Below are 17,131 nucleotides of genomic sequence, written 5' to 3'. Positions count from 1 at the left end.
ATCACCGGGGCGGCGCGCTCAGATGCGGTGCGCGGTCGAGGTCATGAGCTTGGCCATGCCACGCATCATCCACCGCACCGGCACCGGCAGCGTGGCGGCACCAGCGTGCTCGGCGGCGGCGGCATGCCGGGCTTCGTCTTCGCGCATCTGAGCCACGATGGCCCGCGACTCGACATCGGCCACTGGCAATCGATCGAGATGCTGCAGCAGGTGCTGCTCCACCTGACGTTCGGTCTCGACCACGAAGCCGAGGCTGGCTGCGTCGCCGAGTCGCCCGGCGATCAGCCCCAGCCCGAAAGCCCCGGCGTACCACAGCGGGTTGAGCCAACTGGTGCGTCCGTTCAGTTCGGCGAGCCGCGCCTCGGTCCATGCGAGGTGGTCGGTCTCCTCGCGTGCCGCATGTTCGAACTGGGCTCGCAGTGTCTCGTTCCGCGTGCCCAGCGCCTGTGAGGCATAGAGGGCCTGGGCGCAGACCTCGCCGACATGGTTCACGCGCATCAGCGACGCAGACAATGACTTGTCCTGTGGAGTCATGGCCAAGCCGGGATCGACGGCGGGCTTGGGTGCTGGCCGGGATGCCGAGTGAGCTGCGAACACCGTGCTCAAGGCCTTGTCCAGCGAAGAAATCACCTGATCGGTGCGGCTGAGTGAACGCATGGTCGAAGCGGTGCGGTGAGAGGGTCTTCAGAGGTTGAATGGGCGCTGTTCGTGAACGATTCCATCCATGACAGTCGTATGTCAGGGCATTTATGCACCAATTAAGTGCATCAAAGTTGTCGTCCCGCAACAGAATAAGCATAGAACAAGCTCAGTGCTGGCGGGGGGCGCAACGGTCTGGTGGAATCGCTCCTCAGTTGGGACGGCGAGCAGCTTCGGGTGTCGCACACAGCATCCGAGGTTCCGGCTTCACCGAAACCACATGTTCAACTCTGGAGATAGTTGCAATGAAAAAATCAGTACTCGCTCTGGCCGCTCTGGGTGCTTTCGCCGGTGCCGCTTCGGCGCAATCGTCGGTCACCCTGTACGGCCGTCTGGACACTGCTGTCACCTGGACTGACAGCACGATCGCCGAAGACCGCTTCACGCTGAACAACCACCAGCCGATCGGTGGTTCGCGCTGGGGCCTGAAGGGCAGCGAAGACCTGGGTGGTGGCCTGAAGGCCAACTTCACGCTGGAGTCGGGCTTCAACTCCGACGACGGCACTGGTAATGCCAAGCTATTCGACCGCGCCGCCTGGGTGGGCCTGAGCTCGGCCAGCCTCGGCGAAATCCGCCTCGGTCGTCACGACACGCTGACCCGTCAGTTGAACCTCGGCTACGGCTCGGACCTGACCGCTGAAGGCGAAATCACGGTCGTGGACGGTAATTTTGCAGCCGGCACGGCTCTTGCCCCGACCGGTCGCGTTCTGTTCCAGAACTTCGGCACCCGCGTCGACAACTCGGTCGTCTACCTGTCGCCGAGCTTCGGTGGCTTCCAGGTGCGCGCGCTGGTCGCCGCTGGCGAAGGCGCCACGGCTCGCCAGCAAGGTCTGTTGCTGGGTTATGCGGCTGGCCCGATCAAGGCAGGTCTGTCGTACGAAGAGTACGACGACGCCCCGGGCGGCGGTGGCAGCGCCTACAACAAGGTGTTCACCGCGGGCGGCAGCTACAACTTCGGCGTCGCGACGCTGGGCCTGGGCTATCAGAAGACCAGCGACTTCGGCTCGAACGCTGGCGAGTCGGTTGTGATCAATGATGTCGATGCCTACAACGTCGGCGTGCTCGTGCCGTTCGGCAGCTTCGAGTTCCGTGCCCAGTACACGCACTCGAAGGCTGATCTGGATGCGGGTGGCAGCAACAAGAACGACAAGTACGGCGCTTCGCTCCGTTACGCGCTGTCGAAGCGGACCACGATCTACAGTGCCTACCTGCACCGCGAGTCGGACAACGACGACACGTTCAACCTGACTGGCAAGGACCAGTTCCTGGTCGGTATCGGCCACAACTTCTGAATCGAGTTGTACGCCTGAAGGAAGCGCCCTGCGGGGCGCTTCTTTTTTGGCCGATCGAGAATGGCCGTGCTCGACGATGACCGACCGAATTCCGCCGTGTCCCTCCCGATGAGACGCCTGGCTCTCGGGGTGCTCTGCACCCTCGGCGCCTGCGCGCAGGTTCCGAACCGCGACCCGCTGGTCCTGCAGGCCCCAGCCGGTGCGCCGTGGTCCCCGCACTGCGTTCCGGCCTGGCAACCGCACGCGCTTCCCGGCAAGCGCGGGACACGCTACGACCTCGGCACCGACGCCGGACAGGCCGTGGTGCGCGCGCGGGCCGATGCCTCGGCCAGCATGCTGCGTTACCGGGTGCGCCTGGAGCCCGACGCGTTGCAGACGCTGCGGTTCTCTTGGCGTGTCAATGCACTGATCGACCGCGCCGATGTGCGGCGCCGCGAGTCCGAGGACTCACCGGCGCGCATCGTGCTCGCCTTCGACGGCGATCATGGCGTATTGCCGCTGAAGGACCGCTCGCTGTTCGAACTGGCCGAACTCGTGACCGGCGAGCGCCCGCCCTTTGCGACGCTGATGTACGTGTGGGACAACGGCGCGCCGCTCGAAAGCGTGGTGATCAATCCGCGCAGCGACCGCATCCGAAAGATCGTCGTCGAGTCCGGCCCGGCGCATCTGCGGCAGTGGCGCGAGCACGAGCGCGATATTTCCGCAGACTACCGGCGTGCCTTCGGCGAGGCACCGGGGGCGTTGATCGGTATCGGGCTCATGACCGATGCCGACAACACCGGCACGTCGGCCACCGCCTGGTACGGCGCGGTTTGCCTCAGCGGCGTGCCGCTGAGTTCCACACCGAACTGATCGGCGGCGGCACGCCTGGCGAGCGGCCACAATGGCCGCGCGAAACCCCATAACATGCTCGCCTTCCTGGTTCGTCGCCTGCTCCAAGCCGTGATCGTGATGCTGGCCGTGGCCTTCATCTCGTTCATGCTGTTCCAGCACGTCGGCGATCCGGTGACCCATCTGCTCGGGCAGGACGCGACGCCCGAGCAGCGCACGCAGTTGCGCGCCGACCTCGGCCTGGATCGCTCCGTGCCCTGGCAGTTCGCGCGCTTCGTCGGCAACGCCGTGCGGGGTGACTTCGGACTGAGCCTGCGCCAGGGACGCAAGGTGTCGACCTTGATCGCCGAGCGCTTGCCGGCGACGCTGGAACTTGCGATCACGGCTGCGGTGCTCGCCCTGGGGATCGGCGTGCCGATGGGCGTGATCGTGGCGCTGCGGCGGGGCAGCGTCTTGTCTCAGCTGCTGATGACGGTGTCGCTTCTGGGCGTCTCGCTGCCCACTTTCCTGATCGGCATCCTGCTGATCCTGGTGTTCTCCGTCGGCCTGCACTGGCTGCCGAGCTTCGGCCGCGGCGAGGTGCTGAGCATCGGCGGCTGGACGAGCGGCTGGTTCACCGTCAGCGGCTGGCAGCACCTGGTGCTGCCGTCCATCACGCTCGCGGTGTTCCAGCTTGCGCTGATCATGCGGCTGGTGCGCGCCGAGATGCTCGAGGTGCTGCGCAGCGACTACATCCGCTTCGCGCGGGCGCGTGGCCTGAGCGATCGCGCGGTGCACTTCGGCCATGCCCTGAAGAACACGCTCGTGCCGGTGATCACGATCACCGGGCTGCAATTGGGCTCACTGATCGCGTTTGCGATCATCACCGAGACGGTGTTCCAGTGGCCGGGTATGGGCCTGCTGTTCATCCAGGCCGTGAGCTTTGCCGACGTGCCGGTGATGGCGGCCTACCTGTGTCTCGTCGCGCTGATCTTCGTGGCGATCAATCTGGCTGTCGACCTGCTCTACTTCGTGGTCGATCCGCGCCTGCGCCCTGATCGCGAAGTCGCGCATGGGTGACGCAGACGATCGTGAGATGAACGCAGACGCCCGTCATCGGTTCGTGGACAGCGAGATCTGGCATAGCTTTCGCGCCTCGCCAGTGGCCATGCTGGCGGCGGCCATCGCCGCGGCCTGTCTGCTCAGCGCGTTGCTGGCGCCGCTCGTGGCGCCGCACGATCCCTTCGATCTCGCGACGCTCGACCTCGGCGACTCGCGCCTGCCGCCCGCCTGGATGGCCGAGGGCAAAAGCGCCTACCTGCTGGGTACCGACGACCAGGGCCGAGACATCCTTTCGGCCGTGATGTACGGCGCACGCATATCGCTGGCCGTGGGCATTGCCTCGGTGCTGCTGTCGATGCTGGTCGGCGTGACGCTGGGTCTGGTGTCGGGCTTCGCCGGCGGTCGCGTCGATGCTCTCATCATGCGCGTGTGTGATGTGATGCTGTCCTTTCCTGCCATCCTGGTGGCCTTGATGATCGACGGCGTGGGTCGCGCGGTCTTCCCCGCGGCCCACGAGGCGCTGGCCTTCGGTGTGCTGATCCTCGCCATCTCGTTGACCGGCTGGGTGCCTTACGCGCGCACAGTACGCGGGTCGACCCTGGTCGAGCGACAGAAGGAGTACGTGCAGGCGGCACGCGTGATCGGCGTGTCGCCGGTGCGCATCATGCGTCGCCACGTGCTGCCGAACGTGCTCGGGCCGGTGTTCGTCCTGGCGACGATCCAGGTCGCCACGGCCATCATCACCGAGGCGACGCTGAGCTTCCTCGGCGTCGGCGTGCCGCCGACCTCGCCCTCGCTGGGCACCCTGATCCGCATCGGCAACGATTTTCTGTTCAGCGGCGAGTGGTGGATCGCGCTCTTTCCCGGCGCGATGCTGGTGCTGATCGCGCTGAGCGTGAACCTGCTCGGCGACTGGCTGCGCGACGCGCTGAATCCGAGGCTGAGATGAGCCATCCGCTGCCATGCTGAAGCCGCCCGGCCTGCTCGAGGTGCGCGATCTGGTGGTCGAGTTTCCCGGTCGTCGCGGAACGCTGCGGGCGCTCGATGGCCTGTCGTTCGACATTGCGCCCGGTGAGATCCTGGGCGTGGTCGGCGAATCGGGGGCCGGCAAGTCGCTCACCGGCGCGGCCATCATCGGACTGCTGGCGCCACCGGGGCGCATCGCCGGCGGACAGATCCGCCTGTCGGGCCAGCGCATCGACGACCTGCCGCCGGCCGCATTGCGCCGCATCCGTGGCCGGCGCATCGGCGCGATCTTCCAGGATCCGCTGACCTCGCTCGACCCGCTGTACACCGTCGGCCAGCAACTGGTCGAGACCCTCCGCACCCACCTGCCGCTCGACGCACGCGCCGCGCGGGCGCGTGCCGTCGAGTTGCTGCGCGACACCGGCATCCCGGCGCCCGAGGCACGCATCGACCACTACCCGCACCAGTTCTCCGGCGGCATGCGCCAGCGGGTCGTGATCGCGCTGGCGCTGGCCGCGAACCCGGAGCTGGTCATCGCTGACGAGCCGACCACCGCGCTCGACGTGTCGATCCAGGCCCAGGTGATCGACCTGCTCAAGCGCCTGTGCAGGGAGCAGGGCGCCGCCGTGATGCTGGTGACGCACGACATGGGCGTGATCGCCGAGGCCTGCGATCGAGTGGCGGTGATGTACGCGGGGCGCATCGTCGAGATCGGCACGGTGCGCGACGTGGTGCACGCGCCGGGGCATCCGTACACGGTCGGGCTGATGCGCTCGATCCCGTCGATGAACGAAGACCGCGAGCGGCTCGCGCAGATCGACGGCAGCATGCCGCGGCTGGACGCGATCCCCGTCGGCTGCGCCTTCCATCCGCGCTGCCCACACGCCTTCGATCGCTGCCGCACCGAGCGGCCGATGCTGGCGGACGCGGGCCGCACGCGGGCGGCCTGCTGGCTGGTCGAATCCGTCCCGGAGCGTCCGGCATGAGCGCACCGGGCGAGGCATTGCCGCTGGTCGAGGCGCGTGACCTGGTCAAGCACTTCGACGTCTCCCCTCCGTGGGTCGAGCGTGTGCTGCAGCGCCGCCCGCGACAGACCGTCCAGGCCGTCGACGGCGTGAACTTCGTGATCGAGCGTGGCCAGACGCTGGCGTTGGTCGGCGAATCGGGCTGCGGCAAGAGCACGGTGGCGCGGCTGCTGGTCGGCCTGCACCGGCCCAGTAGTGGGTCGGTGCAGTTCGGCGGCGAAGACCTGTCGCGCGTGCTGGCCGGGCCACAGCGCCGCCTGCAGATGATCTTCCAGGACCCCTACGCCAGTCTCAACCCGCGCTGGAGCGTGCAGTCCATCGTGGCCGAGCCGCTGATCGAGCAGGGCGTGGAACGCCGGCCCGCGGCTCTGCGCGAGCGCGTGGGTGTGCTGCTCGCGTCGGTGGGGCTGGCCGCAGCAGACGCCGGCAAGTTCCCGCACCAGTTCTCGGGCGGTCAGCGCCAGCGCATCTCGATCGCGCGGGCACTGGCCACGTCGCCGGACTTCCTGGTGTGCGACGAGCCGACTTCGGCGCTCGACGTATCGGTGCAGGCCCAAGTGCTCAATCTGATGAAGGACCTGCAGCGCGAGCGCGGTCTGACCTACCTGTTCATCTCGCACAACCTCGCGGTCGTGCGACACGTTGCCGATCAGGTCGGTGTCATGTACCTCGGCCGGCTGGTCGAACTGGCGCCGAAGCGCACGTTGTTCGGTCGGCCCCGGCATCCGTACACGCGCATGCTGCTCGATGCGGTGCCCGATCTGCAGATGAGCGGGCGGCCGCGCATACCGGTCCAGGGTGAAGTGCCCAACCCCTTGCAGCCACCCAGCGGCTGCAGTTTCCATCCGCGCTGCCCGCATGCCGACGAGCGTTGCCGGCGCGAGCGGCCGGCCTGGCACGCGATCGACGGCATCCGCGTGGCCTGCCACGCCGTGAGCGAAGGGCGGCTTTGAGCTGCCCCGCCGGAGGACGTCAGTCAGCGGGCAGCAAATGTTCTCCGCGGAACAGCTCCGCGACGGGTTCGCGTTCACGGATCAGCGTGGCCACGTCGCCATCGACCATCACCTCGGCGGCCCTCGGGCGGCTGTTGTAGTTGCTGGCCATGCTCATGCCATAGGCTCCGGCGCTGAGGACCGCGACGGCATCGCCCGGCTGCAGTGCCAGCGCACGGTCGCGGCCCAGCCAGTCACCCGATTCGCACACCGGGCCGACCACGTCGTAGACGACAGGCACGCCGTCCCGCAGTCGGCAGGGCACGATGCTCATCGTCGCTTCGTACAGGGCAGGACGCATCAGGTCGTTCATGGCGGCATCGACGACGCAGAAGTTCTTGTGCGTACCGGGCTTCAGGTACAGCACCTCGGACAGCAGCACACCTGCATTGCCGACCAGCGAGCGACCCGGCTCGAATACCAGCGTGCGCGCACCGTGCCCCCGGGCGTCGAGGCGCGCCAGCAGTGCGCCGATCAGGGCGTCGGCGGCTGGCGGTCGTTCATCGGTGTACTGGATGCCCAGGCCGCCGCCGAGGTCGAGGTGGTGGATCCGCAGGCCGCTCGATTCGATCGCCTCGACCAGGTCCAGAACGCGGTCGGCGGCATCGAGATAGGGCGCGATCTCGGTGATCTGAGAGCCGATGTGGCAGTCGATCCCCACCACTTTGAGCCCGGGGAGCTGCGCCGCGCGACGGTAGGCCGCGACGGCCCGGTCGTGCGCGATGCCGAACTTGTTGCCCTTCAGTCCGGTGGAGATGTAGGGGTGGGTCTTCGCGTCGACGTCGGGGTTGACGCGCAGGCTGACCGGGGCGACCCGGCCGAGCGACAACGCCACCTCGGACAGCACGTCCAACTCCGCCTCGCTTTCGACGTTGAAGCAGCGCACGCCGATCTCGAGCGCACGCCGCATCTCTGCACGCGTCTTGCCGAGCCCTGAAAACACCACCTTGCCCGGGTCACCGCCGGCCGCCAGTACGCGATCTAGTTCGCCACCCGAGACGATGTCGAAGCCGCATCCGGCCTGGGCGAAGGTCTGCAACACCGCCAGGCTCGAACTTGCCTTCATCGCGTAGCAGATCAGGTGCTCCCGCCCGGCCAGCGCCCGCTGGTACGGCGCCAGCGCGGCGAGCATGGCGCGGCGGCTGTAGACGTAAAGCGGGGTGCCGAAGCGTGCCGCGAGCTCGCTTGCCGCGCAACCGTCGATGAACAACTCCGTGCCGCGGTAGGCGACGAATGGGGCGCCGGGCAGCGTCATCGGGCGACCCCGGTGGGCGCAGAGGCGGCCTGGCCGGGAGCCGGCGCGGGCTTCGACGATCCCGGCAGGTAGAGCGCGCCCTTCTGGCCGCAGCCGCCCAGGGTCAGTCCGCCCAGCAAAGCACACACCGCGATCACGGAGATGCGGCTGCCTAGAATCGAAGCAGGTTTCAACATCATCGGATTCTACGAATGAGCACCGCGACCCCCGCCTCTGCGCTGAGCGACGCCGACTACCAGGCGCTGACGAGAGCCGTGCTGGGCGGCATCGAACTGCAGGTCGATCGCTGGCTGCAGGACGATGTGGTCGATATCGATGCAGCGCGCACCGGCGGTTTGCTCGAGCTGAGCTTTCCGAATGGCAGCAAGATCGTCGTGAACACCCAGCCGCCCTTGCAGGAGATCTGGCTGGCGGCACGCAGCGGCGGCTTTCACTATCGCCATGTGGCAGGCACCTGGTGCGACACCAAGACCGAGGAGGACTTCTTTGTCACGCTGTCGCGTTGCGCGAGCGAGCAGGCGGGCCGACCCTTGAACTTCGCGCCGCCGACGATCTGACGGCATGGCGCCGGCGACGCACCTGCCGGGATGACGATCAGTTCTTGAACAGGTCGAGGATGCTCTTGCGCTCTTCCTCAGTGGGCGCGGGAGCCGCAGGTGTGTCGAGCCCAAGGCTGCTGACGCCGTTGCCCGGGCCGTATTCTTCGTAGTACCACTCGCCGCCGACATTGAGCAGGCCTTCCGGAGGTGTGAGTTCGGTCACCTTCACGCCCTTGAGTGCCACGCTCATGTAATCGATCCACACCGGCAGGGACAGCCCGCCACCGGTTTCCCGGTCGCCGAGCTTGCGCGGTTGGTCGTAGCCGATCCACACCACTGCCACCAGGTTCGGCGTGTAGCCGGCGAACCACGCGTCCTGGGAGTCGTTGGTGGTCCCTGTCTTGCCGTAGACGTCGGTTCGCTTCAGGGTGGCCTGGGCACGCGCTGCGGTGCCTGAGCGCGTGACCTCCTGCAGCAGGCTGCTCATCACGAAGGCATTGCGACCGTCGATCACGCGCGCCGACTCGTCCAGCGGTGCCGGTTCGGTCTGCGCCAGGATGCGGCCGCGGTTGTCGGTGACCCGCGTGACAAGCACCGGGTTGACGCGGTAGCCGCCGTTGGCAAACACCGCATAGCCCGCGGCCATCTGCAGCGGCGTGACCGAGCCGGTTCCCAGCGCCATCGGCAGGTAGGGCTGGTGCTTGTCGGCGTCGAAGCCGAAGCGGGTGATCCAGTTCTGCGCGTAGTCGGTGCCGATCGCCTCCAGGATGCGGATCGACACCATGTTCTTCGACTTCGCCAGCGCGCGGCGCATCGACATCGGGCCGTCGAATGTGCCGTCGTAGTTCTTCGGCTCCCAGGGCTGGCTGCCGGTAGCGGCCGCGTCAAAGAACAGCGGCGCGTCGTTGATCACCGTGGCCGGTGTGAAGCCCTTCTCGAGCGAGGCCGAGTAGATGAAGGGCTTGAAGCTCGAACCCGGCTGGCGCCAGGCCTGGGTCACATGGTTGAACTTGCTCTTCGCATGGTCGAAGCCACCAACCATGGTGCGGATCGCGCCGGTGCGCGAGTCGATGGAGACGAAGGCGCCCTCGACCTCGGGCACCTGGGTGATCGACCAGACGTCCTTCGCCCCCCTGATGACGCGGATCACCGCGCCTCGACGGATCTGGACCTTGGGGCCGGCCTTGGGCGACAGTCCCGAGGTCGCCGGACGCAGGCCTTCGCCGGTGATCGTCAGGGTGTCGCCGCTCTGCAGCACGGCCACGACCTGCTTGGAACTGGCTTCGAGCACGACCGCCGCCTTGATTTCGTCATTGTCTGGATGCTCGTCAAGCGCTTCTGCGACCCGGGCGTCGAGCGCCTTGGGGTCCGCGGGCAGGTCCACATAGCCCTCTGGTCCCCGGTACACCTGCCGTCGTTCGTAGTCCGTGATGCCTCGGCGCAGCGCCCGGTAGGCCGCTTCCTGCTCGACCGCGCGCACGCTGGTGTAGACGTTCAGGCCGCGGGTGTAGGCGCTCTCGCCGTACTGGCTGAAGATCAGCTGGCGAGCCGTCTCGGCCACGTACTCGGCGTGCAGTGGGACCGAAATGTCCCTGCGGTACTTGAGCTGCTCAGCCTTGGCAGCCTCGGCCTGTTCCTCGGTCAGGTAGCCGTTCTCGTACATCCGCTCGATGATGTACTGCTGCCTCTGTCGCGCCCGCGTCGGATTGGCGACCGGGTTGTAGGCCGACGGCGCCTTCGGCAGACCTGCGAGCATGGCCGCCTCGGCGGCCGTCACGTCCTTCAGCGGCTTGCCGAAGTAGATCTCCGAGGCGGCCGCGAAACCGTAGGCGCGCTGCCCCAGATAGATCTGGTTCATGTAGACCTCGAGGATCTGGTCCTTGCTGAGCTGGCTTTCGATCTTCAGCGCCAGCAGGATCTCGTACACCTTGCGGATGAAGGTCTTCTCGGTCGGCAGGTAGAAGTTGCGTGCCACCTGCATCGTGATCGTCGAGGCACCCTGGCTGCGGGATTCGCCTACGTTGGCGAGCCCCGCGCGCACGATCCCGATGTAGTCGACGCCGCCGTGTTGATAGAAGCGCGCGTCCTCGATCGACAGCACCGCCTCGCGCATCACCTTCGGAATCTGACCGATCGGCGCGAACAGTCGACGCTCTTCGCCGTACTCGCCGATCAGTACTTCATCGGCGGAGAAGACGCGCAGGGGCAGCTTGGGCCGGTAATCGGTGAGGCTGCTGATCTCGGGCAGGTTCGGGTAGGCCACGGCCAACGCGATCGCCAGCAGCGCCAAGCCACCCAGCAGTCCTGATACGACGAGCGCCAGTGCTGACCCGCCGACCAGCAGGGGCCACCGGGCCGCGGCGGGCAGGTTGGATAGAAAACCGGCACGGGAAGATGTGGACGCCGTCGGCGAGGGCTTGCGATCTTTGGCGCTCATGAATCTCCAGCAGGACCCGGCGATTATAGAAATGCGCTCCGACCGACATGGATCGCATCCCGGCATGCCCACCGGTGCCCGGTGTGCGAGGGACTAGGTGCTCGCCCGGACCGTGAGTTTTGCAACGTCAGCTTGTCGCGTGGTCGCCGACGCGCAGCCCGAAAGCATTGGGACACAAAGGCTTTACTGCTAGCATTGAAGTAACTTCTTAACAGCCGTGCAGCGGCGAGCGGGAGACCGTGTGGGCTTTCTAGACGGGTTGATGGGAGGCAAGCAAGCGCCGCTCGTCGGGCTGGACATCAGCTCCTCGAGCGTCAAGCTCGTCGAGCTGGGTCAGTCCGCCTCGGGCCAGTACGTGCTTGAACGTTTTGCCACCGAGAGTTTCGAGCGAGGCTGGATCGCTGACGGCCAGATCGAGAAATTCGATGAAGTGGCCGACGCGGTGCGCCGTGTCGTCAGCAAGAGCGGTACCCGTTCCAAGCGGGTGGCGATGGCGATGCCACAGTCGGCAGTGATCACGAAGAAGATCATGCTGCCGGCCGGCTTGCGTGACGAGGAACTCGAACTCCAGGTCGAGTCCGAGGCCAATCAGTACATTCCGTTTTCGCTGGATGAGGTGAGCCTGGATTTCTGTGTCGTCGGGCCGAGCCCGTCCTCGGTCGGCGACGTCGAGGTGCTGATTGCTGCGTCGCGGAAAGATCGGGTGCAGGATCGCCAGGGCCTCGCCGAGGCCGCCGGGCTGAAGCCGGTCGTGCTGGATATCGAGTCACATGCCTCTCGTCTGGCCATGATGCGCATCGTCTCGGCCTTGCCTAACGAAGGGCGTGACGCGTTGGTGGCGCTGTTCGAGATCGGCGCCGAAACCACCAGCCTCAAGGTGCTTCGCGACGAGGAACTGCTTTACGACCGTGACCAAGCCTTCGGGGGGTCGCAGCTGACACAAATGATCTCGCGCCAGTATGGCTTCTCGTTCGAAGAGGCCGAGCAGAAGAAGCTGGCCAGTGATCTTCCGGAGGACTACGAATCGAGTCTGCTGGTGCCGTTTGTCGACAGTCTGGCGCAGGAGATCGGTCGGGCATTGCAGTATTTCTTCACCAGCACACCGCATCACAAGGTGCACTACGTGATGTTGGGTGGTGGCACCGCAACCTTGCCTGGCTTGAAGGAGCGGGTGACCGAATTGACGGGCTTTGCGTCGATGGTCGTCAATCCTTTCGAAGGCATGCGCCTCGGGTCCGCTGTGCGCGAGAGCAAGCTGCGCCGTGAAGCCCCGGCCTACCTGACCGCGTGCGGCCTGGCGATGCGGAGGTTCCTGTAATGATCTTGATCAACCTCCTGCCGCATCGCGAAGAGCGGCGGCAGCGTCGCAAGAAGGCCTTCTTCGTCGGGCTGGGTGTTGCGGCTGCAGCCGGTATCGCCATTGCGGCGCTCTGGTACCTGGTGCTGCAACAGATGATCAGCACCCAGCAAGAGCGCAATGCCTACCTGACAGCCGAGATCAAGAAGCTCGAGGAGCAGATCAAGGACATCGCGACGCTCAAGGCCGAGATCGACAGCCTGAAGGCGCGTCAGAAGGCCGTCGAAGATCTGCAGACGGATCGCAACATCCCTGTGTACCTTCTGAACGAACTCGTCAAGCAGACGCCCGAAGGCGTGTACCTGACCACGATCAAGCAGGATGGTCAGGTGGTGGCAATCAACGGCATTGCGCAGACGAACGAACGCGTCTCCGAGTTTCTGCGCAACACTGCCTACAACTCGACTTGGCTCGAGAAGCCGGAGTTGGTGGAGATCAAGGCGGCCAGCCTGACGACGCCCAACCGCGAGCAGAAGCGATTGTTTGATTTCGTGGTGAAGGTCGGTCTCAAGCGTCCTCAAGTGGAGACGCCGGACAAATCGGCGGTCCCCGGCGCTGCGGGGGCCTCGGTTCCAGCGGCGGCCGCGTCGGTGCCCCGTTCCTGAGGACGCTCAGATGGCAACGAAAAAGAACCCCGCACTCGATCTGAACTCCGTCCTGCAAGATCTTTCCGGGCAGTTCCGTGGGCTGAATACCAATGAGCCCGGGCAGTGGCCGTGGCTGCCCAAGTTGGTGACCTTCGTGGCCGTGGCGGCCGCGTTGGTGGTGGTGGCCTGGTTCGTTCTGCTGTCGGCGACGGCCGACGAGTTGCAGGCCGAGCGCGACCGCGAACCAGGTCTGCGGCAGGACTACCGCGCCAAGCTGGCCCAGGCAGTGAACCTCGGCGAACTGCGCAAGCAGAAGATCCAGGTTCAGGAGTACGTCACGCAACTGGAGAAGCAGTTGCCGGGCAAGGCCGAGATGGATGCGCTGCTGTCGGACATCAATCAGGCCGGTCTGGGCCGTGGTTTGCAGTTCGAGCTTTTCCGGCCTGGGCAGGTGGCGGTCAAGGACTATTACGCCGAATTGCCGATCGCGATCCGCGTCACGGGTCGGTACCACGACATAGGCTCCTTCGCTGCAGACGTGGCAAACCTGTCCCGGATCGTGACCTTGCACAACCTCAACATTTCCGGCGTCGGACCCGGTGGCGCGCAGAATGCAGCCAGTGCGGGGACCGGCAACTTGAGCATGGACGCCCTGGCGCGCACCTATCGCTACCTGGATCCGAGCGAAGTGGAGACTCAGCGCAAGGCGCGGGAAGCCAGCCAGAAGGCTGCAGCGGGGGCAAACAAATGACCAGGCCGTTGCAACGCACTGCGCTGCTGATGTCCGCGATGGCAGCCTTGATGCTGCTGTCGGCCTGCGGCGCCGAGCAGGAAGAACTTCAGTCCTGGATGGACCAGCAGCGTCGTGAAGTCCGCCCTAGCATCGCACCGCTGTCCCCACCGAAGCGCTTCGATCCGCAACCTTATGAGCAGGCTCGTGCGGTAGAACCGTTCAGCAGCCAAAAGCTCGCGGTGGCCCTCAAGCAGGAGGCGCGTCAGCCGAATTCACTGCTGGCGGGCGAGATGAACCGCCGCAAGGAGCCGCTGGAGGCCTATCCGCTCGACTCCATGAGCATGGTCGGCAGTGTGTCCAAGCAAGGGCGTCAGTTCGCACTGTTGCGAGTCGACAACCTGCTCTACCAGGTCAAGGTGGGTGACTATCTCGGTCAAAACTACGGAAAGATCACAAAGATCTCTGAGACCGAGGTGGGCGTGCGGGAAGTTGTTCAGGATGCCGCGGGTGAATGGATAGAGCGTCCCTCTGCCCTCCAGCTGCAGGAGAAGGCGCGATGACGAAAATTCGGGAGATCACGACCATGAACCAATGGCGAGCACCAGCCATCGCGCTCGCGCTGTTCTTCTCCGCGGTGTCCGCGTGGGCGGAGAACGCGATTCAGGCGATCAATAGCAGCCAGCAGGGCGCGGCCGACGTGGTGCGCATCGAACTGAGCGAAGCGTTGGGGGCCGTGCCGGCAGGGTTCGCTGTCCAGACGCCGCCGCGCATCGCGATCGATCTTCCGGGGGTGAGCAACGCGCTGGGCCGTTCCAGCGTCGACGTCAACCAAGGCAACCTGCGATCCGTCAACGTCGCTCAGGCGGGCGATCGGACCCGTCTCGTGCTGAACCTGAAGCAACCAGGCAATTACTCGGCGACGCTCGACGGCAAGACTCTCGTGCTGACGCTGCAGACCAGTGGCAATGTTGCGGCCGCGCCCACGGCAGCCGCTCCCGTCGCCGCCCCAGCGACGGCGGCCCCGGTCCATTTTGCCGACAGCCTCAATGACGCGCCGCAGGTGCTGCGCGCCGTCGATTTCCGCCGCGGCCAGGACGGTGCCGGTCGCGTGGTGGTCGATCTGCCCAGCAACCAGGTGGGTGTCGACATTCGCCAGCAGGGCCAGAACCTGGTGGTTGAATTCCTGAAGTCCAGCCTGCCGGAGAGCCTGCGTCGCCGTCTCGACGTGACCGACTTCGGCACCCCGGTGCGGACCGTGTCGTCCTTTCAGAGCGGCGACAAGGTCAGGATGGTGGTCGAGCCGACCGGTGTGTGGGAACACAGTGCCTACCAGACCGACAACCAGTTCGTGCTCGAGGTGCGTCCGCAGAAGATCGATCCGAACAAGCTGACGCAAGGTCCGGGCTATGCCGGCGAGAAGCTCTCGTTGAATTTCCAGAGCATCGAGGTTCGTGCGCTGCTGCAGGTGATCGCCGATTTCACCAACTTCAACGTGGTGACCAGCGACACGGTGACCGGCAATGTCACGCTGCGCTTGAAGGATGTTCCTTGGGATCAGGCGCTCGACATCATCCTGCAGGCCAAGGGTCTGGGTGTGCGCAAGAGCGGGAACGTCTTGTGGATCGCGCCGAAGGATGAGATTGCCACGAAGGAGAAGCTCGAACTGGAATCCAAGGCGCAGATTGCGTCTCTGGAGCCAGTCCGCACTCAGGCATTCCAGCTGAACTATGTGAAGGCCGAGGAAGTATCGAAGGGGCTCACGGGGCAGCAGGCCGGGCAAGGTGGTAACGGTGGACAGGGCGGCGGATCGAACAACAGTCGCATCCTGTCGCCGCGCGGCAGCATCGTGTACGAGACGCGCACCAACCAACTCTTCGTCAGCGATATTCCCTCGAAGCTCGAAGAGGTGGCGCAGATCATTGCCCGTATCGACATCCCGGTCCGTCAGGTACTGATCGAGGCACGCATCGTCGAGGCGACCGATACCTTCGGCCGCTCGCTCGGAGCCAAGCTCGGTGCGACCGTCGCACCGTCGTCGAAGGTGAACGCCGGCATCGGCGGCAATTACCTCGGTATCGGCGCCGCCACCGGGCAGGCGCCTCCGATCAACAGCAGCGGGTTAACCACAGGCACACCGTCGACGAACAGCTACTTCGTCAATCTGCCCGCCGTCGGTCAGAACGGCTACGACGCGGCCACGTTCGCGGTGTCGATCTTCAATTCGGCGATGAATCGCTTCCTGAATCTCGAGATCTCCGCGTTGGAAGCGGACGGCAAGGGCAAGATCGTGTCCAGTCCGCGTGTGGTCACGGCCGATCAGGTCAAGGCGCTCATTGAGCAGGGCACGGAGATTCCGTACCAGACGGCGACCTCCAGCGGCGCGACGGCGATCCAGTTCCGCAAGGCGACGCTGAAGCTCGAAGTGATCCCGCAGATCACCCCGGAGGGCAACATCATCCTCGACGTCGACGTGAACAAGGACAGCCCCGGAGCCACCACGGCGGCCGGCATCCTGATCAACACCAAGCACGTCAAGACGCAGGTGCTGGTCGACAATGGCGGGACGGTGGTGATCGGTGGCATCTATGAGCAGACCGAGCAGATCGACAACACCAAGGTGCCGCTGCTGGGCGATGTGCCGGTGCTCGGTGCGCTGTTCCGCAGCCAGACCCGGACGTCGAACAAGACCGAACTGCTGGTGTTCCTGACGCCCAAGGTCGTGACCGACCGCACTGCCGCTGCACGTTGATCGAGGGCGTCGCGGCAAACCGACGACGGCCCGTTGACGGGCAGCAGCCGGACGCTGCAATGCGGCTGGCACTGGTCGGGCTCCCCGGTTCAGGCAAGTCTTCGGTCGGCCGCGTGCTGGCGCGGAAACTCGGCGTCAGTTTCACGGATTCCGACACGGTGATCGAACAGCGGATCGGGGAACCGATCCGCTCCTACTTCGAGCGCGAGGGCGAAGGCCGATTTCGCGATCTTGAGCAGCAGGTGATCGGCGAGCTCTGTGCCAGCCGGCTCGGCGTACTGGCCACGGGCGGAGGTGCCGTCTTGCGGGAGGTCAATCGCCGCGTTCTGCACGAGGACTGCACGGTGCTCTACCTGCGATCCTCGCCGGAAGAACTGCACCGGCGCCTGCGTCACGACACGCAAAGGCCGTTGTTGCAGGTCAAGGATCCTCGGGCCCGGTTGCAGCAGCTCTATCGCGAGCGCGATCCGCTGTACCGCGAGACTGCGCATTTTGTCGTCGAGACGGGGAGGCCGACGGTCCAGACTCTGGTGGGCATGATCCTGATGCAACTCGAGCTGGCCGGGATCGTCGATGCGAACCGGGTGCCCTCCGCCGTCGAGCCGCCGCGCTAGGACGCTCGAACTGG

General features: G+C 65.7%; 17 protein-coding genes. 13 read left to right on the top strand and 4 right to left on the bottom strand.

All coding sequences use genetic code 11. The features are described from left to right. Window positions 1-18 precede the first annotated feature (18 nt). Window positions 19-657, bottom strand: a complete 639-nt coding sequence (coq7, locus tag MPE_RS15760; RefSeq protein ID WP_011830699.1) for a 2-polyprenyl-3-methyl-6-methoxy-1,4-benzoquinone monooxygenase — start codon at window positions 655-657, stop codon at window positions 19-21. 287 nt (window positions 658-944) lie between these two features. On the opposite strand from coq7, the gene MPE_RS15755 reads away from it, so the two are divergent. From MPE_RS15755 to MPE_RS15730, 6 genes are read left to right on the top strand one after another with little or no spacing between them, the layout of a single operon-like run. Beyond that, window positions 945-1,991: a porin gene (locus MPE_RS15755; RefSeq protein ID WP_041929722.1), complete on the top strand. Its 1,047-nt coding sequence runs from the start codon at window positions 945-947 to the stop codon at window positions 1,989-1,991. A 60-nt stretch (window positions 1,992-2,051) separates the two neighbouring features. After that, window positions 2,052-2,843, top strand: coding sequence for a DUF3047 domain-containing protein (locus MPE_RS15750; protein WP_011830697.1), 792 nt, complete (start codon window positions 2,052-2,054; stop codon window positions 2,841-2,843). Window positions 2,844-2,897: 54 nt separating this feature from the next. Next, a complete protein-coding gene (locus MPE_RS15745) occupies window positions 2,898-3,881 on the top strand; it encodes an ABC transporter permease (protein ID WP_011830696.1) in 984 nt (327 codons plus the stop codon). Window positions 3,882-3,897: 16 nt separating this feature from the next. Further along, entirely contained in the window at window positions 3,898-4,812 is a 915-nt protein-coding gene (locus MPE_RS15740) for an ABC transporter permease (protein ID WP_041929721.1), read from the top strand. A gap of 13 nt (window positions 4,813-4,825) precedes the next feature. Continuing rightward, window positions 4,826-5,815 (top strand): ABC transporter ATP-binding protein, encoded by a 990-nt coding sequence (locus MPE_RS15735; protein WP_011830694.1) that lies wholly within the window; start codon window positions 4,826-4,828, stop codon window positions 5,813-5,815. Then, window positions 5,812-6,807 carry an ABC transporter ATP-binding protein gene (locus MPE_RS15730; protein ID WP_011830693.1) on the top strand — a complete coding sequence of 332 codons (996 nt, stop codon included), beginning with the start codon at window positions 5,812-5,814 and terminating at the stop codon, window positions 6,805-6,807. The genes MPE_RS15735 and MPE_RS15730 overlap by 4 nt, the downstream gene beginning before the upstream one ends. 19 nt (window positions 6,808-6,826) lie before the next feature. Here MPE_RS15730 and lysA read toward each other — a convergent pair whose 3' ends face one another. Both lysA and lptM read right to left on the bottom strand, forming a co-directional pair. Continuing rightward, window positions 6,827-8,101, bottom strand: coding sequence for a diaminopimelate decarboxylase (gene lysA / locus MPE_RS15725; RefSeq protein ID WP_011830692.1), 1,275 nt, complete (start codon window positions 8,099-8,101; stop codon window positions 6,827-6,829). Continuing rightward, window positions 8,098-8,277 (bottom strand): LPS translocon maturation chaperone LptM, encoded by a 180-nt coding sequence (gene lptM / locus MPE_RS24990; RefSeq protein WP_148210971.1) that lies wholly within the window; start codon window positions 8,275-8,277, stop codon window positions 8,098-8,100. The genes lysA and lptM overlap by 4 nt, the downstream gene beginning before the upstream one ends. Before the next feature lie 15 nt (window positions 8,278-8,292). Between lptM and cyaY the strand changes: the two genes are divergently transcribed. Continuing rightward, on the top strand, window positions 8,293-8,658 hold the full coding sequence (cyaY, locus tag MPE_RS15720; protein WP_011830691.1) for an iron donor protein CyaY: 366 nt from the start codon (window positions 8,293-8,295) through the stop codon (window positions 8,656-8,658). Window positions 8,659-8,695: 37 nt separating this feature from the next. Here the strand turns inward: cyaY and MPE_RS15715 are convergent, their stop codons facing one another. Continuing rightward, window positions 8,696-11,077, bottom strand: a complete 2,382-nt coding sequence (locus MPE_RS15715) for a penicillin-binding protein 1A (RefSeq protein WP_011830690.1) — start codon at window positions 11,075-11,077, stop codon at window positions 8,696-8,698. A gap of 262 nt (window positions 11,078-11,339) precedes the next feature. Here MPE_RS15715 and MPE_RS15710 point away from each other — a divergent pair, with 262 nt between their 5' ends. Genes MPE_RS15710 through MPE_RS15685 form a run of 6 tightly spaced genes read left to right on the top strand, consistent with a single transcriptional unit; the run spans window position 11,340 to window position 17,117 of the window. After that, a complete protein-coding gene (locus MPE_RS15710) occupies window positions 11,340-12,395 on the top strand; it encodes a pilus assembly protein PilM (protein ID WP_036229403.1) in 1,056 nt (351 codons plus the stop codon). Next, window positions 12,395-13,039: a PilN domain-containing protein gene (locus tag MPE_RS15705; RefSeq protein WP_011830688.1), complete on the top strand. Its 645-nt coding sequence runs from the start codon at window positions 12,395-12,397 to the stop codon at window positions 13,037-13,039. Before MPE_RS15710 ends, MPE_RS15705 begins: the two co-directional genes overlap by 1 nt. A gap of 10 nt (window positions 13,040-13,049) precedes the next feature. Further along, window positions 13,050-13,772 (top strand): type IV pilus inner membrane component PilO, encoded by a 723-nt coding sequence (locus MPE_RS15700; RefSeq protein WP_011830687.1) that lies wholly within the window; start codon window positions 13,050-13,052, stop codon window positions 13,770-13,772. Beyond that, window positions 13,769-14,314 (top strand): pilus assembly protein PilP, encoded by a 546-nt coding sequence (locus MPE_RS15695; RefSeq protein ID WP_011830686.1) that lies wholly within the window; start codon window positions 13,769-13,771, stop codon window positions 14,312-14,314. Before MPE_RS15700 ends, MPE_RS15695 begins: the two co-directional genes overlap by 4 nt. Next, complete coding sequence (locus MPE_RS15690; RefSeq protein WP_041929720.1) at window positions 14,311-16,503, top strand: type IV pilus secretin PilQ; 2,193 nt, start codon at window positions 14,311-14,313, stop codon at window positions 16,501-16,503. The genes MPE_RS15695 and MPE_RS15690 overlap by 4 nt, the downstream gene beginning before the upstream one ends. Window positions 16,504-16,562: 59 nt before the next feature. Continuing rightward, entirely contained in the window at window positions 16,563-17,117 is a 555-nt protein-coding gene (locus tag MPE_RS15685) for a shikimate kinase (RefSeq protein WP_011830684.1), read from the top strand. Window positions 17,118-17,131 lie beyond the last annotated feature (14 nt).

Origin of the sequence: Methylibium petroleiphilum PM1 (assembly GCF_000015725.1) — a bacterium.
Taxonomy (GTDB): Bacteria; Pseudomonadota; Gammaproteobacteria; order Burkholderiales; family Burkholderiaceae_C; genus Methylibium; species Methylibium petroleiphilum.
This window is presented reverse-complemented; position numbering and strand designations above follow the sequence as displayed.